At 63.5% G+C, this 24,249-nt stretch carries 25 protein-coding genes and 1 tRNA gene; 14 read left to right on the top strand and 12 right to left on the bottom strand.

The window, feature by feature from the left end; translation table 11 throughout:
- Nucleotide 1 precedes the first annotated feature (1 nt).
- The 8 genes from sstT to gcl all read right to left on the bottom strand — a co-directional run bounded on the left by sstT (nucleotide 2) and on the right by gcl (nucleotide 10,272).
- Entirely contained in the window at nucleotides 2-1,249 is a 1,248-nt protein-coding gene (gene sstT, locus O6P39_RS18155; protein WP_275607855.1) for a serine/threonine transporter SstT, read from the bottom strand.
- A gap of 205 nt (nucleotides 1,250-1,454) precedes the next feature.
- Nucleotides 1,455-2,291: a diaminopimelate epimerase gene (gene dapF, locus O6P39_RS18150; RefSeq protein WP_275607854.1), complete on the bottom strand. Its 837-nt coding sequence runs from the start codon at nucleotides 2,289-2,291 to the stop codon at nucleotides 1,455-1,457.
- 32 nt (nucleotides 2,292-2,323) lie between these two features.
- Entirely contained in the window at nucleotides 2,324-3,226 is a 903-nt protein-coding gene (locus O6P39_RS18145) for an urea transporter (protein ID WP_275607853.1), read from the bottom strand.
- A 418-nt stretch (nucleotides 3,227-3,644) separates the two neighbouring features.
- Nucleotides 3,645-5,075 (bottom strand): pyruvate kinase, encoded by a 1,431-nt coding sequence (gene pyk / locus O6P39_RS18140; protein WP_275607852.1) that lies wholly within the window; start codon nucleotides 5,073-5,075, stop codon nucleotides 3,645-3,647.
- Complete coding sequence (locus tag O6P39_RS18135) at nucleotides 5,072-6,343, bottom strand: glycerate kinase (RefSeq protein ID WP_275607851.1); 1,272 nt, start codon at nucleotides 6,341-6,343, stop codon at nucleotides 5,072-5,074. The genes pyk and O6P39_RS18135 overlap by 4 nt, the downstream gene beginning before the upstream one ends.
- Before the next feature lie 278 nt (nucleotides 6,344-6,621).
- On the bottom strand, nucleotides 6,622-7,512 hold the full coding sequence (locus O6P39_RS18130; protein ID WP_275607850.1) for a 2-hydroxy-3-oxopropionate reductase: 891 nt from the start codon (nucleotides 7,510-7,512) through the stop codon (nucleotides 6,622-6,624).
- 105 nt (nucleotides 7,513-7,617) lie between these two features.
- Nucleotides 7,618-8,400 carry a hydroxypyruvate isomerase gene (hyi, locus tag O6P39_RS18125; RefSeq protein ID WP_275607849.1) on the bottom strand — a complete coding sequence of 261 codons (783 nt, stop codon included), beginning with the start codon at nucleotides 8,398-8,400 and terminating at the stop codon, nucleotides 7,618-7,620.
- Nucleotides 8,401-8,496: 96 nt separating this feature from the next.
- Nucleotides 8,497-10,272, bottom strand: coding sequence for a glyoxylate carboligase (gene gcl / locus O6P39_RS18120; RefSeq protein ID WP_275607848.1), 1,776 nt, complete (start codon nucleotides 10,270-10,272; stop codon nucleotides 8,497-8,499).
- 339 nt (nucleotides 10,273-10,611) lie between these two features.
- Between gcl and O6P39_RS18115 the strand changes: the two genes are divergently transcribed.
- Nucleotides 10,612-11,043 carry a heme-binding protein gene (locus tag O6P39_RS18115; protein WP_275607847.1) on the top strand — a complete coding sequence of 144 codons (432 nt, stop codon included), beginning with the start codon at nucleotides 10,612-10,614 and terminating at the stop codon, nucleotides 11,041-11,043.
- Nucleotides 11,044-11,289: 246 nt separating this feature from the next.
- Here the strand turns inward: O6P39_RS18115 and O6P39_RS18110 are convergent, their stop codons facing one another.
- Complete coding sequence (locus O6P39_RS18110) at nucleotides 11,290-11,943, bottom strand: TetR/AcrR family transcriptional regulator (protein ID WP_275607846.1); 654 nt, start codon at nucleotides 11,941-11,943, stop codon at nucleotides 11,290-11,292.
- Between the two features lie 198 nt (nucleotides 11,944-12,141).
- Between O6P39_RS18110 and moaA the strand changes: the two genes are divergently transcribed.
- From moaA to O6P39_RS18080, 6 genes are all read left to right on the top strand, one after another.
- Entirely contained in the window at nucleotides 12,142-13,137 is a 996-nt protein-coding gene (moaA, locus tag O6P39_RS18105) for a GTP 3',8-cyclase MoaA (protein WP_275607845.1), read from the top strand.
- Between the two features lie 61 nt (nucleotides 13,138-13,198).
- A complete protein-coding gene (locus O6P39_RS18100) occupies nucleotides 13,199-14,026 on the top strand; it encodes a transporter substrate-binding domain-containing protein (protein ID WP_275607844.1) in 828 nt (275 codons plus the stop codon).
- Nucleotides 14,027-14,085: 59 nt separating this feature from the next.
- Nucleotides 14,086-14,421: a low molecular weight protein tyrosine phosphatase family protein gene (locus O6P39_RS18095; protein WP_275607843.1), complete on the top strand. Its 336-nt coding sequence runs from the start codon at nucleotides 14,086-14,088 to the stop codon at nucleotides 14,419-14,421.
- Nucleotides 14,418-14,900 (top strand): hypothetical protein, encoded by a 483-nt coding sequence (locus O6P39_RS18090; protein ID WP_275607842.1) that lies wholly within the window; start codon nucleotides 14,418-14,420, stop codon nucleotides 14,898-14,900. The genes O6P39_RS18095 and O6P39_RS18090 overlap by 4 nt, the downstream gene beginning before the upstream one ends.
- A 132-nt stretch (nucleotides 14,901-15,032) precedes the next feature.
- Entirely contained in the window at nucleotides 15,033-15,428 is a 396-nt protein-coding gene (locus O6P39_RS18085) for a PA2779 family protein (protein WP_207886974.1), read from the top strand.
- Nucleotides 15,429-15,463: 35 nt separating this feature from the next.
- Entirely contained in the window at nucleotides 15,464-16,384 is a 921-nt protein-coding gene (locus O6P39_RS18080; protein ID WP_275611978.1) for a PA2778 family cysteine peptidase, read from the top strand.
- A 65-nt stretch (nucleotides 16,385-16,449) separates the two neighbouring features.
- Here O6P39_RS18080 and O6P39_RS18075 read toward each other — a convergent pair whose 3' ends face one another.
- Complete coding sequence (locus tag O6P39_RS18075; protein ID WP_275607841.1) at nucleotides 16,450-17,733, bottom strand: FAD-binding oxidoreductase; 1,284 nt, start codon at nucleotides 17,731-17,733, stop codon at nucleotides 16,450-16,452.
- Nucleotides 17,734-17,918: 185 nt separating this feature from the next.
- Here O6P39_RS18075 and O6P39_RS18070 point away from each other — a divergent pair.
- Nucleotides 17,919-17,995: transfer RNA gene (locus O6P39_RS18070), tRNA-Val, on the top strand.
- A 119-nt stretch (nucleotides 17,996-18,114) separates the two neighbouring features.
- Complete coding sequence (locus O6P39_RS18065; protein WP_275607840.1) at nucleotides 18,115-18,636, top strand: DUF4946 domain-containing protein; 522 nt, start codon at nucleotides 18,115-18,117, stop codon at nucleotides 18,634-18,636.
- 79 nt (nucleotides 18,637-18,715) lie between these two features.
- Here O6P39_RS18065 and O6P39_RS18060 read toward each other — a convergent pair whose 3' ends face one another.
- Both O6P39_RS18060 and O6P39_RS18055 read right to left on the bottom strand, forming a co-directional pair.
- On the bottom strand, nucleotides 18,716-18,940 hold the full coding sequence (locus tag O6P39_RS18060) for a hypothetical protein (protein ID WP_275607839.1): 225 nt from the start codon (nucleotides 18,938-18,940) through the stop codon (nucleotides 18,716-18,718).
- A 441-nt stretch (nucleotides 18,941-19,381) separates the two neighbouring features.
- On the bottom strand, nucleotides 19,382-19,735 hold the full coding sequence (locus O6P39_RS18055; RefSeq protein WP_275607838.1) for a histone-like nucleoid-structuring protein, MvaT/MvaU family: 354 nt from the start codon (nucleotides 19,733-19,735) through the stop codon (nucleotides 19,382-19,384).
- Nucleotides 19,736-19,977: 242 nt separating this feature from the next.
- Here O6P39_RS18055 and O6P39_RS18050 point away from each other — a divergent pair, with 242 nt between their 5' ends.
- The 5 genes from O6P39_RS18050 (at nucleotide 19,978) to rplT (ending at nucleotide 24,162) form a co-directional block, all read left to right on the top strand.
- Complete coding sequence (locus tag O6P39_RS18050; RefSeq protein ID WP_275607837.1) at nucleotides 19,978-20,811, top strand: alpha/beta hydrolase; 834 nt, start codon at nucleotides 19,978-19,980, stop codon at nucleotides 20,809-20,811.
- Between the two features lie 244 nt (nucleotides 20,812-21,055).
- Nucleotides 21,056-22,978, top strand: a complete 1,923-nt coding sequence (gene thrS / locus O6P39_RS18045; protein ID WP_275607836.1) for a threonine--tRNA ligase — start codon at nucleotides 21,056-21,058, stop codon at nucleotides 22,976-22,978.
- Nucleotides 22,978-23,529, top strand: coding sequence for a translation initiation factor IF-3 (gene infC, locus O6P39_RS18040; RefSeq protein ID WP_275611977.1), 552 nt, complete (start codon nucleotides 22,978-22,980; stop codon nucleotides 23,527-23,529). The genes thrS and infC overlap by 1 nt, the downstream gene beginning before the upstream one ends.
- 60 nt (nucleotides 23,530-23,589) lie before the next feature.
- Nucleotides 23,590-23,784, top strand: coding sequence for a 50S ribosomal protein L35 (rpmI, locus tag O6P39_RS18035; protein ID WP_205334978.1), 195 nt, complete (start codon nucleotides 23,590-23,592; stop codon nucleotides 23,782-23,784).
- A 21-nt stretch (nucleotides 23,785-23,805) separates the two neighbouring features.
- Nucleotides 23,806-24,162: a 50S ribosomal protein L20 gene (rplT, locus tag O6P39_RS18030; protein WP_003099086.1), complete on the top strand. Its 357-nt coding sequence runs from the start codon at nucleotides 23,806-23,808 to the stop codon at nucleotides 24,160-24,162.
- Nucleotides 24,163-24,249: the final 87 nt, after the last annotated feature.

The raw sequence follows: 24,249 nt of genomic DNA, 5'->3' as shown, positions 1-24,249 counted from the left end.
GTCAGGCGCGTTCGCCGGCCTCGGCGCTGTCGGTGTCGCCCTCGGCCAGGCAGGCCGCGGCGGTGAACAGCACGTCGGTGGAGGAGTTCAGCGCGGTTTCCGCCGAGTCCTGGAGGATGCTGATGACGAAGCCGACGGCCACCACTTGCATGGCGACTTCGCTGGAGATGCCGAACAGGCCGCAGGCCAGCGGGATCAGCAGCAGCGAGCCGCCGGCCACGCCGGAAGCGCCACAGGCGCAGAGCGAGGCCACCACGCAGAGCAGCAGGGCGCTGGGCAGGTCGACGACGATGCCCAGGGTATTGGCCGCCGCCAGGCTGAGCACGCTGATGGTAATGGCGGCACCGGCCATGTTGATGGTGGCGCCCAGCGGAATGGAGACCGAGTAGGTGTCCTCATGCAGGCCCAGGCGTTCGCACAACTGCAGGTTGACCGGGATGTTGGCAGCCGAACTGCGAGTGAAGAACGCGGTGACGCCGCTTTCGCGCAGGCAGGTGAATACCAGCGGGTATGGGTTTCGGCGCAGCTTGACGAAGACGATCAGCGGGTTGACCACCAGCGCGACGAACACCATGCAGCCCAGCAGAACGGTGAGCAGGCGCAGGTAGCCCAGCAAGGCGTCGAATCCGGATTCGGCCAGGGTGCTGGCGACCAGGCCGAAGATGCCCAGGGGGGCGAAGGCGATGACGACGCGCACGATCAGCGTTACGCCGTTGGCCAGGTCATCCACCAGATCGCGGGTGGTCTGGCGCGCATAGCGCAGGGCGATGCCCAGGCCGACTGCCCAGCCGAGGATGCCGATGAAGTTGGCTTCCAGCAGGGCTTTCACCGGGTTGGTGGCGATGCTGAACAGCAGGGTGTTGAGCACCTCGCCAATGCCGCCGGGCGGTGTGGAGTCCGCTGCTGCCGCAGCCTTGAGAACCAGGGTGGAGGGGAAGGCGAAGCTGGCGGCCACCGCCACCAGGGCGGCGGCGAAGGTCCCCAGGAGGTACAGCAGCAGGATCGGCCGGATATGGGTGCGCTGGCCCTGCTTGTGGTTGGCGATGGAGGACATCACCAATACCAGGACGAGTACCGGCGCGACGGCCTTCAGGGCGGAAATGAACAGGTTGCCGAGCAGGCTGACCGCGCGTGCCGCATCGGGCCAGACCAGGGCCAGGGCGATGCCCAGGAGCATGCCGATGAAAATCCGCATGACCAGGCTGGTGCGCTTGAGTCGCTGCAGGAAGGTGGGGGCTGGAAGAGTCATGACATCTTTCGCTGCGTTGGAATGGGAACGCACCCGGTGCCGGGCGCGGAAGGGGGCGGATTATGCCGTCTGCGTCGGGGAATTGCGCGGTTACCCGTCGATTGAGCGCCAGGTTCCGCTCTGGTACATGCCGGATGGCAGTCTGAATGAGGGGGCGCTGACCGGCATTGATCCACGACGGTTACAACGGGATTAGCGGCAGTGGTCAGCTGAGGTCGCTGAACGATTCCGGGTCGAGGTCGATACTGGCGACCCGTTGCACCGCGCCACGCATGGTCACCCGGAAGTCGTCCGCGACACGGATATTCAGCAGTCCGCCGGCCAGGTGCAGGTCGATGTGCTCCTCGCACAGGCCCAGGCGCCGTGCCACGGCGGCGGCCGCGCAGCTGCTGGTGCCGGAGGACAGGGTGTAGCCGGCGCCGCGCTCCCAGATTTCCACGCGCAGGGCGTTGCAGCCCAGCCACTCGACGAACTGCACGTTGGTGCGTCGCGGGAACAGCGGATGACGTTCCAGCAGCGGGCCGAGGCGGCAGGCCAGTTCGCGGCTGGTCCGCTCGACGAACACCACGCAATGCGGGTTGCCCATGGACACCGCATTGATCTTCAGCGCTTCGCCATCGATTTCCAGCGGGTAGCCCAGGGCCTCCGGCGCATCGATCAGCACCGGTATGGCCGCGCTGGCGAACTCGGCGCGGCCCATGGAAACCTCTACGGTGCGCCCTTCGTCGAACACCTGGCTGGTGACGGTGCCGCCGGCGGTGACGATGTCGAACGGCTGGTCGGCGACCAACCCGCAGTCCCACAGGTAGCGGGAGAAGATGCGCAGACCGTTGCCGCTCTTCTCCGCCTCGGAGCCGTCCGGGTTGAGAATGCGCAGGCCGAAGGCGCTGTCGGTGTGCTGCGCCAGCAGGATGCCGTCGGAGCCTATGCCGAAGTGGCGGTCACAGACGCGGCCGATCTGCGCCGCCGTCAGGGCGAGCGGCGCGTCGCCCGCATGGACCAGGTAGTCGTTGCCCAGAGCCTGGTATTTCACGAAGTGCATGGCCGCGATCCGTCGCTGAACGAAGTCCTCGACTATACACGGGGACCGGCGCGTTCCGAATGCAGGTTGCGCAGCAGCGTCGACAGCAGGCGCTGGCCCAGGATCACCAGCCAGCAGGCGAAGATGAACGGCGCCGTGAATGCCGGCAGGCCGATCAGCGCAAAGCACGGCTGCAGCAGGACGGCGAGCAGGATGCCGCACAGCGGCGCCAGCGCGCTGCGGTAGCGCAGCGACAGGGCGATGCCGGCCAGGGCGCCGTTCAGCCCGAGCAGGCCGGCTTCTGCCGAGGCGGCCGGCAGCCCGAACAAGGGCGCGATGGCCAGCGCGCCGGCGGCGCCGGCCAGGGCCCAGAAGGCGGCACGGCGATCGGCCAGCAGCAGGCCAAGGGCGATGGTCAGGCCGGCCAGCGGCTCGCCGAGGAAGATCACTTCGCCAAAGCCCAGCGCCGTCGAGTCCAGCAGCGGGTTCAACGTGCCGCAGGACAGGCAGGCGAGACCGTCCGCCGGGGCCAAGCCGATCGCATTGCCGAGCGCCACCGAGATCCAGCCCAGCAGCACGAAGGCCGAGGTGTAGGCCGGCAGGCCCAGGCGCCGGCGCGACTGGCGCAGCAGTACGGCCTGTACCGCGACGCTGGTGAGGATGGCGGCGACAGTCAGCATCACCAGGCCCAGCGACCACTGGAACTGGAAGGGCAGCAGCAGGCCGATGAGGATCGGGTTGTAGTCGTGCAGGCCGGCGTCGATATCCGCCTGCGGCTCGCGGACGAAGCGCGCGGTGAGCGGGCCGAGCAGGGCGCCCAGCAACGCGCCGGGCAGCAGCTGCGGCGCGGACCAGGCGATGGTCAGCAGCAGGATCAGGCCGAAGCGGGCGTCGGCCTGCAGGTAGATCTGGCCGAAGCCGACCAGGCGGGTGCGGAGCAACTGATTGAGGGGCATTGGGGTTCTGGGCAGTGGAAAGTGATTCCGCAGCGCCTCGTGGGGTGTGGAGCTTCAAGGCTCCATCGGCGGGTGCTGCGTGAGCATTGTGTGACGCCGCCATACGGAGCCGCGCCACGGGGTTGGAAAAAGAAAAGAGGCTGTCGGCGGGATCACCGCCAACAACCTCGAAATTCCATGGCCTGCATGGGAGTTGCGCGTGGGGGCCATGGACCGACAAGCATTTGGTCAAGGTCAAACCCGGACGGACGGGGACGCGGCCCCGTATTCCCGGCCCCGTCCGTCCGGGAGTGACTCGGTGCGGAGGCACGCCATGGGGCGTGGCTCCAGAACTCGGTGTTTCCTGTGACTCTTCGTATCCTTCACCCCAGCCGTCTCCCGGAGGGAGAGGGCTGGGGTGAGGGCGCTCTTCTGACGCTTAACCTTCCAGTGCCGGCGCGATCGTCTCGATGCGCAGCATGTTGGTGCTGCCCGGCTGGCCGAAGGGCACGCCGGCGGTGACCACCACGGTGTCGCCACGGCGCGCCATGCGCTGGGCCAGGGCGATGTCCAGGGCGGTGGAGCAGATCTCGTCGACATGGGCGAGCTGCGCATTGACCACCGAGTGCACGCCCCAGGCCACGGTCAGGCGGCGGGCGGACTTCAGCTGCGGCGTCAGGCTCAGGATCGGTGCTTTGGGACGCTCGCGGGAGGCGCGCAGGGTCGAGGCGCCGGACTCGGTGTAGTTCACCAGCACCGCTACCGGCAGGATGCGGCTGATCCGGCGGATGGCGCAGCTGATGGCGTCGGAGACGGTGGCGTCCGGTTCCGGGCGGTTGAGTTCGAGCTGGGCCTGGTAGTCCGGCTCGGCCTCTACCTGGCGGATGATCTTCGCCATCATTTCCACCGATTCACGCGGGTACTGGCCCGAGGCACTCTCGGCGCTGAGCATCACGCAGTCGGCGCCTTCGCTGACGGCGGTGGCCACATCGGTCACCTCGGCGCGGGTCGGCGCCGGGGAGAAGCGCATGGACTCCAGCATCTGGGTCGCCACCACCACCGGACGGCCGAGCTGGCGGCAGACCTGGATGATGCGCTTCTGGATACCCGGTACGCTCTCGGCCGGCATCTCCACGCCGAGATCGCCACGGGCGACCATGATCGCGTCGGACAGGCGGGCGATGGCTTCGATGGACTGCACCGCCGAAGGCTTCTCGATCTTGGCCATGAGGAAGGCCTTGTCGCCGATCAGCGCACGGGCTTCCTCGATGTCTTCGGGACGCTGCACGAAGGACAGCGCGACCCAGTCCACGCCCAGCTCCAGACCGAAGTCCAGGTCACGGCGGTCCTTGGCGGTCAGCGGGCTGAGCTTGAGCACGGCTTCGGGCACGTTGACGCCCTTGCGGTCAGACAGCTCGCCGCTGTTCATTACGCGGGTCTCGATGGCGTCGGCGTGGGCGTTGACCACCTGCAGACGAATCTTGCCGTCGTCCAGCAGCAGGCTCATGCCCGGCTCCAGCGCCTGGATGATCTCCGGATGGGGCAGGTTGACGCGCTTCTCGTCGCCCGGTACGTCGCTGAGGTCCAGGGTGAAGCTCTGGCCCTTCTCCAACTGCACCGCGCCGTTGGCGAAGCGGCCGACACGCAGTTTCGGGCCCTGCAGGTCCATGAGGATGCCGATGGGGTAGTCCAGCTCGGCTTCCACTTCACGGACCCAGGCGAAACGCTGGGCGTGGTCGCTGTACTCGCCGTGGCTGAAGTTCAGGCGGAACAGGTTGGCGCCGGCTTCCACCAGGGCGCGGATGTCGTCACGGCTTTTGATCGCCGGGCCCAGGGTCGCCAGAATCTTTACTTTTTTATCCGGAGTCATTTGTCGTTCTCGAGGACCAGGATGGCGCGGAAGTCGTTGACGTTGGTACGGGTCGGCTTGGTGATCACCAGGTCGCCCAGTTCGGCGAAGAAGCCGTAGCCGTTGTTGTTGTCGAGCTCGTGCAGCGGGTTGAGGCCGGCCTTGGCGGCGCGCTTGTAGCTGCACGGACTCATCAGGGCACCGGCGTTGCTTTCCATGCCGTCGATGCCGTCGGTGTCCCCCGCCAGGGCCCAGATGTTCGGTTCACCCTTGAGGTCGGCGGTGAGGCTGAGGAGGAATTCTGCGTTGCGTCCGCCACGGCCGTTGCCGCGTACGGTCACGGTGGTCTCGCCACCGGAGAGGATCAGGCAGGGCGCCTTCATGGGCTGACCATGCTTGCGGATCTGCCGGGCGATACCGGCGTGGACCTTGGCCACCTCGCGGGATTCGCCTTCCAGGTCGCCCAGGATCAAGGTCGGGATGCCGGCGGCTTCGGCCTTGGCGGCCACCGCGTCGAGGGCATGCTGGGGCGTGGCGATCAGCGTGAAGTGGCTGCGCGACAGGCACTCGTCGCCGGGTTTGACGGTTTCCGAGCGCGGGTCTTCCAGCCAGGCACGTACATTCGCCGGGACTTCGATGCCATAGCGCTTGAGGATGGCCAGGGCGTCGGCAGAGGTGGTCGGGTCGCCCACGGTGGGGCCGGAGGCGATCACTGTGGCTTCGTCGCCGGGCACGTCGGAAATCGCGTAGGTATACACGCTGGCCGGCCAGCAGGCGCGGGCCAGGCGGCCGCCCTTGATGGCGGAGAGGTGCTTGCGCACGCAGTTCATTTCGCTGATCGCTGCGCCCGATTTCAGCAGCGCCTTGTTCACGCTGCGCTTGTCGTCGAGGCTGATGCCTTCGGCCGGCAGGGCGAGCAGGGCGGAGCCGCCACCGGAGAGCAGGAAGATCACCCGGTCGTTCTCGGTCAGGCCGCTGATCAGTTCCAGCACGCGACGCGCGACGCGCTCACCGGCGTCGTCCGGCACCGGGTGCGAGGCTTCCACCACTTCGATGCTGCGGCACTCGGCGCCGTAGCCGTAGGGCGCCACGACCAGGCCCTGGACCTGACCGTTCCAGTGTTTCTCGGCGACTTCCGCCATGGCTCCGGCGGCTTTGCCGGCGCCGATGACGATGGTGCGGCCGCCCTTGTCGGTGGGCAGGTGCTGCGCCAGTACCTGGGCCGGATGCGCGGCGGCGATGGCGGTGTCGAACAGCTCGCGCAGGAAGGCGCGTGGGTCCAGGCTCATGACAGGCTCCCGTGATTCTTGTTGTGGTGTTCCATGGCTCAGGCTTCTGCTTGCAGAAGACTCAGCGATGGAATCGAACGCCCCGGCCGGCGAGGCCGTGATTCCCTACGGCCGGGTGTTCGAATCGCTCTGCAGCGTGACGGGCGACGTCACTCCCATAACCTCGCCCGGCACCTTGCTCTTGCTGGCGGATAACGCCGTTGGCGTTATGCGCCCTACGCCTTGCTCTTCGTAGGATGGGTATCGCTTCGCTCCACGCCATCCTGCGAACGCACTTCTCAGTCCTTGCGGATCGAGAAGTTGGCCATGTGCTCCAGGCCCTTGATCAGGCCGGAGTGGTCCCAGTTGCTGCCGCCGATGGCCGCGCAGGTGCTGAACACTTGCTGGGCGTTGGCGGTGTTGGGCAGGTTCAGGCCCAGTTCGCGCGCGCCGGCCAGGGCCAGGTTGAGGTCCTTCTGGTGCAGGCTGATGCGGAAGCCCGGATCGAAGGTGCCCTTGACCATGCGCTCGCCATGCACTTCGAGGATGCGCGAGGAGGCGAAGCCGCCCATCAGCGCTTCACGCACCTTGGCCGGGTCCGCGCCGTTCTTGGCGGCGAACAGCAGGGCTTCGGCGACGGCCTGGATGTTCAGGGCGACGATGATCTGGTTGGCGACCTTGGCGGTCTGGCCGTCACCGTTGCCGCCGACGCGGGTGATGTTCTTGCCCATGGCCTGGAACAGCGGCAGGGCGCGTTCGAAGGTGTTCGGGCAGCCGCCGACCATGATGCTCAGGGTGGCAGCCTTGGCGCCGACTTCACCGCCGGATACCGGGGCGTCCAGGTACTGGGCGCCGGTGGCCTTGATCTTCTCGGCGAAGGTCTTGGTGGCGGTGGGGGAGATCGAGCTCATGTCGATCACGACCTTGTTCGGGCCCACGCCTTCGGCGATACCGTCCTTGCGGAACAGAACGTCGTCGACCTGCGGGGTGTCCGGAACCATCACGATGATGAATTCGGCTTCCTGGGCGACTTCCTTGGGGGTGGCCAGGGCGACGGCGCCGGCTTCTACCAGGGAGGCCGGGGCTGCATCGTGATGGGTGGAAACGAAGATCTGGTGACCGGCTTTCTGCAGGTTCTGAGCCATGGGCAGGCCCATGATGCCGGTGCCGATGAATCCGATTTTGGCCATGAGGTGTTCTCCTGGTTTCTCTTGTTGGGTTATCGGGACCCTGCGCTGGCGAGGGTGACGGGGTTCCCCGTCATTCCCGCAAAGGCGGGAACCCGGCAAAAAACATCAGATGACGTTGTGGCTCTTCAGCCAGCCCAGGCCGGCTTCGGTGGTGGTCTTGGGCTTGTATTCGCAACCGATCCAGCCGCGGTAGCCGATGCGGTCCAGGTGCTCGAACAGGAAGCGGTAGTTGATCTCGCCGGTGCCCGGTTCGTTGCGGCCGGGGTTGTCGGCCAGCTGGATGTGGTTGATGGCCGGGAGGTTCTTCTCCATGGTGCGGGCCAGGTCACCTTCCATGATCTGCATGTGGTAGATGTCGTACTGCAGGAACAGGTTGGCGCTGCCGACCTTCTCGCGAAGCTCCAGGGCTTGCTGGGTGTTCTTCAGGTAGAAGCCGGGAATGTCGATCGTGTTGATCATTTCCATGACCAGCTTGATGCCCGCGGCTTCGAGCTTGTCCGCCGCGTACTCCAGGTTGTTCAGGAAGGTGTTCTCGATGGTGGCGCAGTCATAGCCCTGCGGACGGATGCCGGCCAGGCAGTTGACCTGCTTGTTGCCCAGCACCTTGGCGTAGGCGATGGCCTTGTCCACACCGGCGCGGAATTCCTCGACGCGATCCGGATGGCAGGCGATGCCGCGCTCGCCCTTGGCCCAGTCGCCGGCGGGCAGGTTGAACAGCACTTGTTCCAGCTTGTTGGCGTCCAGGCGGGCCTTGATCACCTCGGCCTCGACGTCATAGGGGAAGAGGTACTCGACACCGGTGAAGCCGGCCTTGGCGGCGGCGTCGAAGCGGTCGAGGAAGTCCACCTCGGTGAACAGCATGGACAGGTTGGCGCAGAAACGGGGCATTGTGTGACTCCTTGATGGCGTGTTGCTCGAACAGCCCCCTCTCGGCAAGGAGAGGGTCAGGGGAGAGGGCCTTGCGACGCCTCTCCCACAGGGGGATCAATCCAGCAGCGAGATGGCGGTCGGGGCGTCGGCACCCTTGAGCGCCAGTTCCTCGAACTCGTTCACCGCGTTGATCTCGGTACCCATGGAGATGTTGGTGACGCGCTCCAGGATGACTTCCACGACAACCGGCACACGGTGCTTCTGCATCAGCTCGCGGGCCTGGGCGAAGGCAGCGCCGATCTGCTCCGGGTCGAAGACGCGGATGGCTTTACAGCCCAGGCCTTCAACCACCGCAACGTGATCCACGCCGTAGCCGTTGAGTTCCGGTGCGTTGACGTTGTCGAACGCCAGCTGCACGCAGTAGTCGATCTCGAAGCCGCGCTGTGCCTGACGGATCAGACCCAGGTAGGAGTTGTTCACCAGCACGTGGATGTACGGCAGGTTGAACTGCGCACCGGCCGCCAGTTCTTCGATCATGAACTGGAAGTCATAGTCGCCCGACAGTGCGACAACCTGACGGCTCGGGTCGGCCTTGACCACACCCAGGGCAGCCGGAATGGTCCAGCCCAGCGGGCCGGCCTGGCCGCAGTTGATCCAGTGACGCGGCTTGTACACGTGCAGGAACTGGGCGCCGGCGATCTGCGACAGACCGATGGTGCTGACGTAGCAGGTTTCCTTGCCGAAGAACTCGTTCATCTCTTCGTAGACGCGCTGCGGCTTGACCGGCACGTTGTCGAAGTGGGTCTTGCGCTGCATGGTGCGCTTGCGCTCACGGCAGGATTCCACCCAGGCGCTGCGGTCCTTCAGCTTGCCGGCGGCTTTCCACTCGCGGGCGACTTCCAGGAAGACTTCCAGCGCGGAGCCGGCGTCGGAAACGATGCCCAGGTCCGGGGTGAAGACGCGGCCGATCTGGGTCGGTTCGATGTCCACGTGGACGAACTTGCGGCCCGCGGTGTAGACGTCGACCGAACCGGTGTGGCGGTTGGCCCAGCGGTTGCCGATGCCGAACACCATGTCCGATTCCAGTACGGTGGCGTTGCCGTAGCGGTGTGAGGTCTGCAGACCGCACATGCCGGCCATCAGCGGGTGATCGTCTGGGATGGTGCCCCAGCCCATCAGGGTCGGGACTACCGGTACGCCGGTCAGCTCGGCGAACTCGACCAGTTTGTCGGAGGCATCGGCGTTGATGATGCCGCCGCCGGCGCAGATCAGCGGACGCTCGGCGTCGTTGAGCAGGGCCAGGGCTTTCTCGGCCTGGGCGCGGGTGGCTTTCGGCTTCTGTACCGGCAGCGGCTCGTAGGCGTCGATGTCGAATTCGATTTCGGCCATCTGCACGTCGAACGGCAGGTCGATCAGCACGGGGCCCGGACGGCCGCTGCGCATTTCATAGAAGGCCTTCTGGAAGGCGTAGGGCACCTGGCCCGGCTCCAGAACGGTAGTAGCCCACTTGGTGACCGGCTTGACGATGCTGGTGATGTCCACGGCCTGGAAGTCTTCCTTGTGCATGCGAGCACGAGGCGCCTGGCCGGTGATGCAGAGAATCGGGATGGAGTCGGCAGAGGCCGAGTACAGGCCGGTGACCATGTCGGTGCCGGCAGGGCCGGAGGTGCCGATGCACACGCCGATGTTGCCGGCGGTGGTGCGGGTGTAACCCTCGGCCATGTGCGACGCGCCTTCGACGTGGCGAGCCAGGACGTGATCGATGCCGCCGAGTTTCTTCATGGCCGCATACATGGGGTTGATGGCGGCGCCTGGCACGCCGAAGGCGGTATCGACGCCTTCGCGACGCATTACCAGTACGGCAGCCTCGATTGCTCTCATTCTGGCCATAATTTGTTCCTCGGTTCTTATACTGATTGTGTACAAAAGTTGAGGCGATTCTATGCAGGCTCTGGTGAGAAGGTCAAGACGGGTTGTATACGTCGGACTGACGGGTCATTTTTTATAAAAATACATATAAATCATGTACTTGCATTAAAAGCTGATCTTTGGGTCAAACTATCGTTTGAAAAAATGTATACAAAAATAGGTGCTCATTGTCCTTTTGTGTTGCTTTGATCGGGGCGTTCGGCTACTAGATTGCGTACAGATTTCTGATGCGGATGTGTGCAGGCGAATTGCCGGTGCCGTTCGTGCCCCTGACTTATCAACCTTGAAGAGGAAAACCTCATGAGCACCATCAGTCTGGAAACCGCACTGGACATCACCCGCCAGGCCCTGGTCGCCAGCCGCGAGCTGTCCACCGCGCCGCTGACCATTGCCGTACTGGATGCCGGCGGACACCTGGTGACCCTGCAGCGCGAAGACGGCGCGAGCATGCTTCGCCCGCAGATCGCCATCGGCAAGGCCTGGGGCGCCGTGGCGCTGGGCAAGTCGTCGCGCGTGCTGGCGGCGGACGCGCAGCAGCGCCCGTCCTTCATTGCGGCGGTGAATACCCTGGCGCAAGGCAATGTGGTCCCTGCGCCGGGCGGCGTGCTGATCCGTAACTCGGCCAATGAAGTGATCGGTGCCATCGGCATCAGCGGCGATGCCTCCGATATCGACGAGCAATGCGCGATCCGTGGCGTACAGGCACTGGGCCTGGTCGCCGACGCGGGCTGACAGGCGCGAAGGGCGCGCGGTATTCCGCGCGCCAGATGTTTTACCTGTAGGAGCGAGCTTGCTCGCGAACCTTCGATTACGCCGGAAGTGTCAGGCGTGAAGCGGGTTCGCGAGCAAGCTCGCTCCTACGCGTTTGTGGGGTATGCGTTTCGCAGGGCCGGGCGGACGAAGCGTTTTGACAGGCGAAAGGGCGCGCGGCACTCCGCACGCCAGATGCTTTACCTGGACGTTATGGCCGCGCTGCGCTCAGATCGACAACGGCCGCAGGCGCCCCTGGGGCTTGTGCTCGTTATCGTTGTCCGGGGCGGTGCCGCGTAGCACCAGGCGGGTGATGGTTTCGGTGGCGGCCTCGAAGTCGGCATCGCTGAGGCTGGTCTTGCCGGTGACCATGGAGATCTGCCAGTCGAAATCGGCGTAGGTCTGGGTCGCCGCCCAGATGGTGAACAGCAGGTGGTGCGGGTCCACCGGGGCGAGCAGGCCGCGGTCGATCCAGCTCTGCAGGCAGGCGATGTTGCGCTGGGCCTGGGCGTTCAGCTCGTCGAGGTACTCCCTGGGCAGGTGCGGCGCGCCGTGCATCAGTTCGCTGGCGAACACCTTGGAGGCGTGGGGCAGCTCCTGGGAAATCCTGACCTTGGAACGAATGTAGGCCTTGAGCGCCTCGCCCGGCTCGTCGTCCTCGCGGAACGGCGCGGAGGCCTGTAGCAGGGGTTCGACGACGCTTTCCAGAACGCAGCGGTAGAGGTTTTCCTTGGTCTGGAAGTAGTAATAGACGTTAGGCTTGGGCAGGCCGGCGCGAGCGGCGATGTCGCTGGTCTTGGTCGCCGCGAATCCCTTTTCGGCAAATTCCTCACTGGCTGCGCGCAGGATGAGGCGCCGGTTACGCTCGCGAATGCTGGTCATGGATGCTGGTCTTCTTGTGCTGCTGTTGTTGCCCAACCGAGCCGGGCATGGTAGCACCGGCCTTGTAACCCTCTCAAGGCGAGGGTTTGAGGCAAATTCCTGACTTGTGGGTCGAATTCGTGTATACATCGGCCCACAACTACTGTATTCCTAGCGCACTTTCGTCTGGCCAGCCTGCCAACCGGAACCTCACTGCCCATGCCTGACTCCCAACTGGTCGACCCCTTCGGCCGACGCATCACCTACCTGCGCCTGTCGGTCACTGACCGCTGCGACTTCCGTTGCACCTACTGCATGAGTGAAGACATGCAGTTCCTGCCGCGTGATCAGGTGCTGAGCCTGGAAGAGCTGGAAGCGGTGGCGGATGCCTTCATCGGCCTGGGCGTGCGCCGTATCCGCATCACCGGCGGCGAGCCGCTGGTGCGCAAGGGGCTGACCGGCCTGCTGGCCAAGCTGGGCGCGCGCCAGGAACTGGACGATCTGGCGATTACCACCAATGGTTCCCAACTGCGCGAGCGCGCTGCCGAGTTGCGAGCCGTGGGCGTGCGCCGCCTGAACATCAGCCTCGACTCCCTGCGCCGCGAGCGCTTCGCCGCCTTCACCCGCGCCGACAAGCTGGAGCAGGTGCTCGACGGCATCGATGCCGCGCGCGAGGCCGGCTTCGAGCGGATCAAGCTGAACACGGTGGTGCAGAAGGGGCGCAATGACGATGAAGTCTGCGACCTGGTGGCGTTCGCCCTGAGCAAGGGCATCGACATCAGCTTCATCGAAGAGATGCCGCTGGGCACCGTCAGCAGCCACGAACGCAAACTCACGCTGTGCAGCAGCGACGAGGTGCGCGCGCACCTGGCCGAACGCTGGCAGCTGTTGCCGACGCCCGAGCGCAGCGGCGGACCTTCTCGCTATTACCGCATCGATGGCTACGACAGCCGCATCGGCTTCATCTCCCCGCACAGCAACAATTTCTGCGGCGACTGCAATCGCGTGCGGGTGACCGCCGAAGGCAAGCTGGTGCTGTGCCTGGGGCATGAAGGTGCCCTGGACCTGCGCCGCCTGCTGCGCGAACACCCCGGTGACGTCGCGCGCCTGCGCGCCGCGCTGATGGAAGCACTGCGCCTGAAGCCCGAGCGTCACCACTTCGAAGCCGATCAGCAGGTGCAGGTGCTGCGGTTCATGAGCATGACCGGCGGCTGAGCCCGCCACGGCGGGCTGCCCGGCTCGCCCGACAGAACAACAATGTCACCAGGAGGGTACTTTGAAGCTCAAGGCTTTCTGCTGGGCGCTCGCCAGCATCGTTTCCACCGGGGCCATGGCGCAGACCTATGTGGTCGGCGTCGAGAACCTGCCATTCGCACCGCACTACGTGACCGACGCGCAGGGGCGCTACCAGGGATTCGCCCGCGACCTGCTCGACCTCTTCGCCACCTCCAGTGGCATCACCCTGGAATACCGTCCGCTGCCGGTGGATGCGCTGCTGCCGGCGTTGCTCAATGGCGAAGTCGATCTCAAGTACCCGGACAATTCCAACTGGGCGCCGGAACAGAAGGCCGCCAAGTCTCTGCGCTACAGCCAGCCGGTGACCCAGTACGTCGACGGTGTGCTGGTGGCACCGGATCGCCTCGGGCAGGGCGTGGGCGCGTTGAAGCGCCTGGCGCTGGTGGAGGGCTGGACCCCGCGCGGTTACGAGCAACAGGTGCAGTCCGGGCAGGTCAGCATCACGCCCAGTGCCGATCTGCGCCAGATGATCCATACCGCGCTGAAGAAGCAGGCCGACGGCGCCTACTTCAACGTGGTGGTCGCCACCTACTACCTGGACAATATCCGCGCCCGCCCTGGCGCCCTGGTGTTCGATCCCTCGCTGCCGCACACGCGCAGCACCTTCCATCTCTCCACGGTGAAGCACGGCGAACTGATCGACCGCTTCGACCGCTTCCTTGCTGACCATGCCAAGGAGGTCGCCGCGCTCAAGGCGAAGTACGGGGTCGAGGCGAGCCTGGACTCCGAGCACCTGGGCGTCGAGCAGTGGAAGGTGGACTTCCTCGAACGGCAAAAGGCCAAGCAGAAAGCGGCGGCCTCGCCCTGAGCGCCGTTCTTCCCTAGAATCGCCGCTGCCGTTCGCGCGCCAGCCGTAGGGAGGATGAAGTGCGCCGCGCTTTGTTCATCTGCAGTCGCAACCGCTTGCGCAGCCCCACCGCTGAAACCGTCTTCGCCAACTGGCCGGAGGTCGAGACCGACTCCGCCGGATTGGCGCCGGACGCGGATGTATTGCTGAGTGCCGAGCAGCTTGAGTGGGCCGACCTGGTTTTCGTCATGGAGCGCCGCCAGCGGCAGTCACTGCTGCGTCGTTTCCCGCAGGCGATGCGCGGCAAGCGGCTGGTGTGCCTGGATATCACTGACGATTACGCCTACCTGCAGCCGGAGCTGGTGCTTCTGTTGGAGCGCAAGGCCGGTCCCTTCCTGCGGCAGGAGGGGGCGTGAGCGAGATTCGCATTCCGCTGCGCGAGGGCATCCTGATCTGCCCCGGCTTCCGTATTCAGGCGCAGCCCGAACCCTCGCTGCAAATCGACGGCGACCTGCTCTGGGCGCTGGAGCAGCCGCAGTGGTGCGACCTGGCCGTAGAGCTGGAAGAGCGTGACGGCGCCTGGTGGATTGCGCCGCTGCCACTGAAGCGACAGGCCGGCTTCGATCCGCTGCGGGTGATCAACTGGCGCGACGAGCCAGTGCGCATCGAGCAGCCTGAAGGTATCGACAATGCCGAGGGTGCGATCCACTGGTGGCGCGGCGGTGTTGCCGATGTGCGCGGGCGCATCAGTCATCATCCGTGGGGGCGGCTGCTGCGGGTGGAAGGTGGTGGCTTCGGGCCGGAGCATATTCTCTTTCCCCGTGGCCACGCTTGCGTCTATCTGGGGCATCTAAACGCCAACTGGCGCACATTACGCTTCGAACTCTTTTCCTGACCTAGCATCTTAATAGTTAGCGGCCCAGCGGTTGGCGCCGACATGGCGGGAACGTTGCGGCTTGCCGGCTTTTGCGCCGGGCGGCAGCACGTCGTGCCTTCGTGCAAGTAGTCAGAGATGAGGAAACCCAGAATGACCATAACAAAGCGGGTGAAGAGCCTTGCAGCCATGCTGGTGCTGGCGCAGTTGGGCGTGGTGGCGGAGGTGCCGCTCGCGCAGGCGAGCATGGTTGCCACCGGTGAGGTGCTGCAGGCGCAGCAACAACAGGTCGACCGTGAGCAATTGCTGAAGATGCTCGATGACCAGGGTGTGCAGAAGAAGCTGCAGTCCATGGGCGTTGAGCGAAGCAAGGTCGAGCAACGCATCAAGAGCCTCTCCAATGAGGAGCTGGCGCAGTTCAACCAGCAGCTGGACCAGGCTCCCGCCGGTGGCATCATCGGCATCATCCTGCTGTTCCTGCTGATCTTCGTCATCACTGACATGCTCTGCATCACCCACATCTTCACCTTCGTCAGGTGCCAGCGTTGAGTCGCACGGTCATGGCTGCCGCGTTGGCGGCGGCCATGGCGCTTAGTGGCTGTGCACAGGCACCGAAGTTGCCTTCCAGTGTGGAGGCGCTGCCCGAACGCGTGGAGTTGAGCGATGTGCAGTTCTTCCCGCAACAGGAGTTCCAGTGCGGCCCTGCCGCCCTGGCAACCATGCTCAACCAGCGCGGCGTGCGGGTTACGCCGCGGCAACTGAAGGATCGTGTGTTCCTTCCGGAGCGCCAGGGCAGCTTGCAGGTGGAGCTGGTCGCGGCGGCGCGGGAGAAGGGCATGCTGGTCTATCCGCTGAAGCCGCGCCTGGAGGATGTCTTGAGCGAGGTGGCGGCGGGCAATCCGGTGCTGATTCTGCAGAACCAGGGGCTGGATTGGTTGCCGGTGTGGCATTTCGCGGTGGTGGTGGGCTTCGATCGGCAACGCCACGAGCTGATCCTGCGTTCGGGGATCACCGAGCGGTTGGTGATCGACTTCACCGCCTTCGATGTCACCTGGGCTCGCAGCAAGCGCTGGGCGGTCGTGACCGTGCCGGCGGATCGTCTGCCGGCCACGGCAGAGCCCACTGCCTGGCTGCGCGCCGGGCATGATCTGGAGGAAACCGGCCAGCCGGCCTTGGCTGAGCGGGCATACCTCAAGGCAACGCAGGCGTGGCCGCAGGATGCGTTGGGCTGGTTCGCCCTGGCCAACGCGCAGTACGCGGGTGGGCATCTGCCCGAGGCGGAGTCGGCCTTGCGGCATAGCGTGGGCGCACGCCCCGATTTCGCCGCAGGCTGGTTCAACCTGGGCAATGTGCTGGGTGAGCGCGGCTGCCCGCAACAGGCGCGTGCAGCGGTTAGCTGTGCGGCTCGCTTGGCGCCGGCAGATTCGCGCTTCTCGGTGGTACCCGCTGGCGCTGCGAATTCCGCGGCACGCTGTGAAGCTTTGCCGGCTTGCCCGGGGAGCTGACTGGCTATCCCGGAAAAAGAAAACGGCGCCGTGAGGCGCCGTTTTTCTTCGTGCGGAGCGGAGCGTCAGACGCCCAGCTTGTCGCGCAGGTTGTAGTACCAGGCGCCGATCGCGGAGAACGGAACCTGGAACATGCGACCGCCCGGGAACGGGTAGTGCGGCAGGTCGGCGAAAGCGTCGAAGCGCTCGGCCTGGCCACGCAGCGCCTCGGCCAGCACCTTGCCGGCGAGGTGGGTGTAGGTCACGCCGTGGCCGGAGCAGCCTTGCGAGTAGTAAATGTTGTCGCCGATACGGCCAACCTGCGGCAGGCGGGACAGGGTCAGCAGGAAGTTGCCGGTCCAGGCGAAGTCGATCTTCACGTTCTTCAGCTGCGGGAACACCTTCAGCATCTTCGGACGAATGATCGCCTCGATGTTCGACGGATCGCGCGCACCGTAAACCACGCCGCCGCCAAAGATCAGGCGGTTGTCACTGGTCAGGCGGTAGTAGTCGAGCAGGTAGTTGCAGTCCTCGACGCAGTAGTCCTGCGGCAGCAGGGTCTTGGCCATCTCGGCGCTCAGCGGTTCGGTGGTGATCACCTGGGTGCCGCACGGCATCGACTTGGACGCCAGCTCCGGCACCAGGCCGCCCAGGTAGGCGTTACCGGCAACCACGATGAACTTGGCCTTCACGCGGCCCTTCGGGGTATGCACGACCGGGTTGGCGCCACGGTCGATCTTCACGGCAGGGGACTGCTCGTGAATCACGCCGCCCAGGGATTCCACGGCCGCGGCTTCGCCCAGGGCGAGGTTCAGCGGGTGGATGTGGCCGCCGCTCATGTCGAGCATGCCGCCGACGTAGCTGTCGGTCGCCACGACTTCACGGATGCGCTTGGCGTCCATCAGTTCCAGCTGGGTGTGGCCGAAGCGCTCCCACAGTTTCTTCTGGGATTCCAGGTGGCCCATCTGCTTGGCGCTGAGGGCTGCGAACACGCCGCCGTCCTTCAGGTCGCACTGGATGTTGTACTTGGCGATGCGCTCGCGAATGATGCGGCCGCCTTCGAAGGCCATCTGGCCCAGCAGTTGAGCCTGCTTGGCGCCGACGGTGCGTTCGATGACGTCGATGTCGCGGCTATAGCTGTTGACGATCTGTCCGCCGTTACGGCCCGAAGCGCCGAAGCCGACCTTGGCGGCTTCCAGTACGGTGACCTTGAAGCCGTTTTCCAGCAGGAACAGCGCGGTGGACAGGCCGGTATAGCCTGCACCGATCACGCAGACGTCGGTTTCCACCTCGCCCTGCAGTTCAGGGCGGGCCGGGACCGGGTTGGCCGAGGCTGCGTAATAGGAAGAGGGGTAGGGAGTGTGCGGCATAATGCACCTGTGTTTGTTATTTTTTACGAGATGGGTGGATGCTACCTGAGTCGAATCTGGCCGGCTAGTGCCCGTGCAAAATAATTTACGGACGGTCGAACATAAAAAAATTCACTTTTTCAGTGAGTTAGAGAAAAAAGTGCTTGACGCTCCAAAACCATCGCGTAGAATGCGCCCCACACGACAGGCACATAGCTCAGTTGGTTAGAGCACCACCTTGACATGGTGGGGGTCGTTGGTTCGAGTCCAATTGTGCCTACCAAACATAGCCGCTCCGGCGGCTGCAAAAAGGGTGATCCGAAAGGGTCGCCCTTTTTGTTTGTCCGCAGAAAAGTCGGTGCGCCTGTTATGGTGTCCTCTGGGGTGTGGTCGGAGGTGGTAATGAGCGGTCTACGATCCTGGTTGGTGCTCGGCATGCTGCTGGCGCCGGTGCCGGCGTTGGCGGATATGCGGGTGGTCTGGCCGGAGGGCTGGAGCGTCTCGCGCTTGCCGGAAGATGCGGTGGCTGATGCGCCGCTGATTCGCCAGCGTGGCGTGCGCCTGGCGGAGGATGGCTCCCAGGAATTGATCATGGAGGTGACGCGCAGCCGCCTGGGTGCCGATGCCTCTGTTAATGTGGAGAACGTCATCCTCGAGATGCGCAAGGCGCTGCAGAAGGACTTTCTCCGCCAGGGCTTCCAGGCTGCCTGTAGCAAGCCTCGGGCGGCGAGGCTGGGCGGCCTGGATGGGTTGGAGGTGCGTTGCGGCATCAGTCGGAACGGCACCGAAGTATTGAAGCAGACCCTGCAAGTGGCTCTGGGTGACGGTGCGGCTTACTCGCTGACCTATGCGGCACAGGCGGAGCGCTATGCGGCGCTGGCGGGAGAAATCGAATCGGTGAAGGCGGGGATCAGCCTGCGCTGACGTTCATGCAGGTTGCCGCCTTTATATGGGGGCAGGAAGCAGAAAGCCCCGCTTTGGCGGGGCTTTTCATTTTTCAGATTCAGGCGGCGAGGGTGGCTTGTACGCGCTCGATGACCGCTTGCAGTGGTGCTTCGGCCTGATACTGCTGGGGGTAGAGGCGCTCGGTGTGCTTGGCGATGCCATGCTCGTTCACCAGCGTGAAGCTGAAGCCGTGCTTGCGCTTGGCCTGGATGACGCAGTTCAGAGGGGCGAAGGCTACCGAAAGGGTGCGAATCGCCTCCTGGATATGCGGGGAGGTTTTCATTGTCTTGTCTTTCCAAATAGGTAACGGTCTTATGACCGTTGAAATCGTAAAAAGCTCCGGGTGCAATCTGAGGATGCAGAAAGCGTGTGACCGGAATATGGCAGCGAATGGAAACTTGAGGGTCGGTTCGCGTCAGTCTGCGGTGCTGGGTAAAGGCAGTTGAACTGACGTAGGCGCTATCGCTCGGGCAAACTTTCCTGGCGCGGCTTGACGTGCTCTGGAATCGATGCGGAGGGGCGCTGGCCGTGGCCCTGTAGTGCCCAGCTTCAACCCTGGATCATGGTAGGGGAGTGCTGGGAGGGGCGACCTTGGGTTTGGTACTCGCGTTCGGAATTATATGGATTTCTGTCGGCAATAGCCAGTTGATGCTGTGCCGCTGGTCAGAATCGTTGCGAGTCGGTAAAGAAAGCCGCAGGGCGGGAGCGCGCTGCGGCTTTTTTCTTACTTCTGCAGCCAGGATTCGACGGTTTCAGCGCCGAACTGTTGTTTCCAGGCTTTCAGGGTTTTGTGATTGCCACCCTTGGTCTCGATGACTTCGCCGGAGTTGGGGTTTTTGTAGACTTTCAGCTGGCGGCTGCGGCGCTGCTGGGTCGGTGCCGGTTCGCCGGTAGTCTGCGGGTCGAGAATGTTGATCACATTCCGCAGGTTCATGCCGTACTGGTCCATCAGGGCTTGCAGTTGGTCCTTGAACTCCAGTTCCTTTTTCAGGCTGCTGTCATTCTTGAGTTTTTCCAGCAGGGCGAGTTGTTCTTTGAGCTGGCGTTCGGCTTCACGGAACTCCGCAAGTTTGGACATCATATGCTCCCGTCGGCAGGGGTGAATTGTGGCGGCGATTTTCTGTTCTTGTCGTTATCGGCGTCAACTGTAGATATGAATTGTTGCGATTCGGAAAGTACAGCTTAAATCCATCGAGTGGTTATCCGGGGCGCGGATTAGTTGTTTCTTGAGGGATAATGCACGGAGTAAAGGGGGCGGCTCCTGCCAAGTCCCTCTGAATATTGTGTGCTTTATTGTGGTGCGTTGAGTGTGAGTGCTGGATGAATAGTGAGATTGTGCGGTATCGGGTCAATGATTATGAGCTTGCGTGCCAGGCGGCGGGGCAGGGGGTGCCGCTTGTGCTGGTTCATGGATCGCTCTGCGATTATCGCTATTGGCAGGGGCAGTTCGCCGCCTTGTCGGCTCACTACCATGTGGTGGCGCCCAGCCTGCGCCACTATTTTCCTGAGCAATGGGATGGCGAGGGTGCGGGATTCACGACGGAGCAACATGTGAGCGATCTGCTTGCGTTGCTGGATCAATTGCCCGGCCCTGCGCATCTGCTCGGTCATTCGCGTGGTGGCAATCTCTGTCTGCGAGTGGCATTGGCTGCGCCGCAGAAGTTGCGTTCCCTGATACTGGCCGATCCTGGCGGGGATTTTACGGAGGATGTATTCCGTATGGCGGGGTTGGTCTCGCCAGTATCCCCAGTTGAGCGCAATCAGTTTCGCCAGCAGGCACTGGCCATGATTCGTGCGGGACAGGTCGGCGAGGGATTGCAACTCTTCGTCGATACTGTGAGTGGTGTGGGGGTGTGGGAGCGTTCTTCCCGGCAATTCCGAGAAATGGCCACGGCCAATGCCATGACATTGGTGGGGCAGGTGGCGGATCATCCGCAGCCGATTTCCCATGCTCAACTCGAGCAACTACATTTGCCGGTTATGTTGATCGGTGGGGCGAAGAGTCCGGAGCCTTTCCCACGCATTATCCAGGCGCTGCAGGCGGCGTTGGCGGATGTGCGAACTTCGATGATCCCTGGTGCATCCCACGGCATGAATGTGATCCGTCCGGCGTCCTTCAATCGCACTGTGCTGGAATTTGTCGAGCAATACTGAGCGCAGTCAGGGTGGTCGCTCGTCAGTTAGCCAAAGTTGCAGTAACATCGCACGCCTTGCCCGCTATCGATTGCGGGCGGGTTTTATCCGATTTCTTCCAGTGATCTCCGTCCGCGCGCGAAAGCGCAGGGTGCCGACAAGGCGCCTGCCACTGTGAGGCAGGCAGACCCGGCGGGCGACGCTTACTGGCACATCCCAACCCATGTGGCCTTTCGTAGGGGTCACCACTAGGAGAGGAGGCGCCATGCCCATCATTACTCTTCCCGACGGTAGTCAGCGTTCCTTCGATCATCCGGTCAGCGTGACCGAGGTGGCGCAATCCATTGGCGCGGGCCTGGCGAAAGCCACCCTGGCCGGCAAGGTCAACGGCCGCCTGGTCGATGCCTGCGACATAATCGACAGCGACGCGACCCTGCAGATCATTACCCCGAAGGACGAGGACGGGCTGGAAATCATCCGCCACTCCTGCGCTCACCTGGTGGGCCATGCGGTCAAGCAGCTGTACCCGACCGCCAAGATGGTCATCGGCCCGGTGATCGACGAAGGCTTCTATTACGACATCGCCTTCGAGCGCCCCTTCACCCCTGAAGATATGGCTGCCATCGAAAAGCGCATGGCCGAACTGATCGACAAGGACTACGACGTTATCAAGAAGATGACGCCGCGTGCCGAAGTCATCGAGACCTTCAAGGCTCGTGGTGAGGAGTACAAGCTGCGCCTCATCGACGACATGCCGGACGAGAAGGCCATGGGCTTGTACTTCCACGAGGAGTACGTGGACATGTGCCGCGGCCCGCACGTGCCGAACACTCGCTTCCTGAAGGCCTTCAAGCTGACCAAGATCTCCGGCGCCTACTGGCGCGGCGACTCGAAGAACGAGCAGCTGCAGCGCGTCTACGGCACCGCCTGGGCGGACAAGAAGCAGCTGGCGGCCTACGTCCAGCGCATCGAGGAAGCCGAGAAGCGCGACCACCGCCGCATCGGCAAGCAGCTCGACCTCTTCCACCTCCAGGAGGAAGCGCCGGGCATGGTCTTCTGGCACCCGAACGGCTGGACCGTCTACCAGGTGCTCGAGCAGTACATGCGCAAGGTGCAGCGCGACCACGGCTACGTGGAAGTGCGTACCCCGCAGGTCGTCGACCGCATCCTCTGGGAGCGTTCCGGTCACTGGACCAACTACGCCGAGAACATGTTCACCACTTCGTCGGAAAGCCGCGATTTCGCGGTCAAGCCGATGAACTGCCCGTGCCACGTGCAGATATTCAACCAGGGTCTGAAGTCCTACCGCGACCTGCCGCTGCGCCTCGCCGAGTTCGGCGCCTGCCACCGCAACGAGCCGTCCGGCGCGCTGCACGGCATCATGCGCGTGCGTGGCTTCACCCAGGACGACGCCCACATCTTCTGCACCGAAGAACAGGTGAAGAAGGAAGCGGCCGACTTCATCAAGCTGACCCTGCAGGTCTATTCGGACTTCGGCTTCACTGACGTTTCCATGAAGCTGTCCACTCGTCCGGCCAAGCGCGTCGGTTCCGAAGAACTGTGGGATCGCGCCGAAAGTGCGCTGGCCGATGCTCTGAACGAGTCCGGCCTGGAGTGGGAATACCAGCCGGGTGAGGGCGCCTTCTACGGTCCGAAGATCGAGTTTACCCTCAAGGACTGCCTCGGCCGTAACTGGCAGTGCGGCACCCTGCAGTACGATCCGAACCTTCCGGAGCGTCTGGATGCCAGCTATATCGCCGAAGATAACAGCCGTACCCGTCCGGTCATGCTGCACCGCGCCATCCTCGGCTCCTTCGAGCGCTTCATCGGCATGCTGATCGAGCATTACGCCGGCTTGTTCCCGGCCTGGCTCGCGCCGACCCAGGCCGTGGTGATGAATATCACTGACAAGCAGGCCGAATGGGCTGAAGAAGTGGTGCGTCAGCTCGAGCAAAGCGGATTCCGTGCCAAGTCTGACTTGAGAAACGAGAAAATTGGCTTTAAAATCCGCGAGCATACTTTGCTCAAGGTTCCCTATCTGTTGGTTATCGGTGATAGGGAAGTTGAATCGCAGGCCGTCGCCGTACGTACGCGCGAAGGGGCAGATCTCGGCTCGATGCCGATCGCCCAGTTCGCTGAGCTGCTGGCTCAGGCGGTTTCCCGGCGTGGTCGCCAAGACTCGGAGTAATCATTATTAAGCGTGAAATGAGACAGGATAAGCGGGCTCTCCCGAAACCGCCGATCAACGAGAACATCACCGCCCGTGAGGTTCGTCTGATTGGTGCTGACGGTCAGCAGATTGGTGTGGTCTCCCTCGACGAGGCCCTCCGTCAAGCCGACGAGGCCAAGCTGGACCTGGTAGAAATTTCTGCTGATGCGGTGCCCCCTGTCTGCCGCATCATGGACTACGGCAAGCACCTCTTCGAGAAGAAGAAGCAGGCCGCTGCTGCGAAGAAAAACCAGCACCAGCAACAGATCAAAGAAATCAAGTTTCGTCCAGGGACGGAAGAAGGGGATTACCAGGTAAAACTACGCAACCTGGTACGTTTCCTTAATGAAGGGGACAAGGCCAAGGTATCGCTTCGATTCCGTGGTCGTGAGATGGCCCACCAGGAACTGGGCATGGAGCTGTTGAAGCGGGTCGAAAATGACCTCGCCGAATTCGGCACCGTGGAACAGCATCCCAAGCTGGAAGGACGCCAGCTGATGATGGTCATCGCTCCCAAGAAGCGTAAATAACCTCCCGGGCACTGGCAGGCCTGATGGTTATCAGTTGTTAACGAATGCGGAGTACTAAACATGCCAAAGATGAAAACCAAGAGTGGCGCCAAGAAGCGCTTCAAAGTGACTGCTGGTGGCATCAAGCACAAGCACGCTTTCAAGAGCCACATCCTGACCAAAATGACCACCAAGCGTAAGCGTCAGCTGCGCGGCACTTCGCTGCTCGCTGCTTCCGACGTTCGCCGTGTAGAACGCTCCCTGCGTCTGCGTTGATTTCTGGTAGAGGATAGATAAATGGCTCGTGTTAAGCGTGGCGTGATTGCCCGTCGTCGTCACAAGAAGATCCTGAAGCTCGCAAAAGGCTACTACGGCGCGCGTTCGCGCGTGTTCCGCGTTGCCAAGCAGGCGGTAATCAAGGCTGGCCAATACGCCTACCGTGACCGTCGTCAGCGCAAGCGTCAGTTCCGCGCCCTGTGGATCGCCCGTATCAACGCTGGTGCTCGTCAGAACGGTCTGTCCTACAGCCGTCTGATCGCTGGCCTGAAGAAGGCGGCCATCGAGATCGACCGTAAGGTACTGGCCGATCTGGCTGTGAACGAAAAAGCGGCGTTTACCGCGATTGTCGAGAAAGCGAAGGCCAGCCTGGCTTAAGCCCCACGACAGTTACCGGATCTCGGTCCGGACGTAACGTCACCGATAGGGGAAGAGCCTTACCGCTCTTCCCCTATTTTGTATCTG

This window comes from Pseudomonas sp. PSE14 (assembly GCF_029203285.1).
Taxonomy (GTDB): domain Bacteria; phylum Pseudomonadota; class Gammaproteobacteria; order Pseudomonadales; family Pseudomonadaceae; genus Pseudomonas.
The sequence above is the reverse complement of the archived record's forward strand: the minus strand, read 5'-3'. Positions and strand labels throughout refer to the sequence as shown.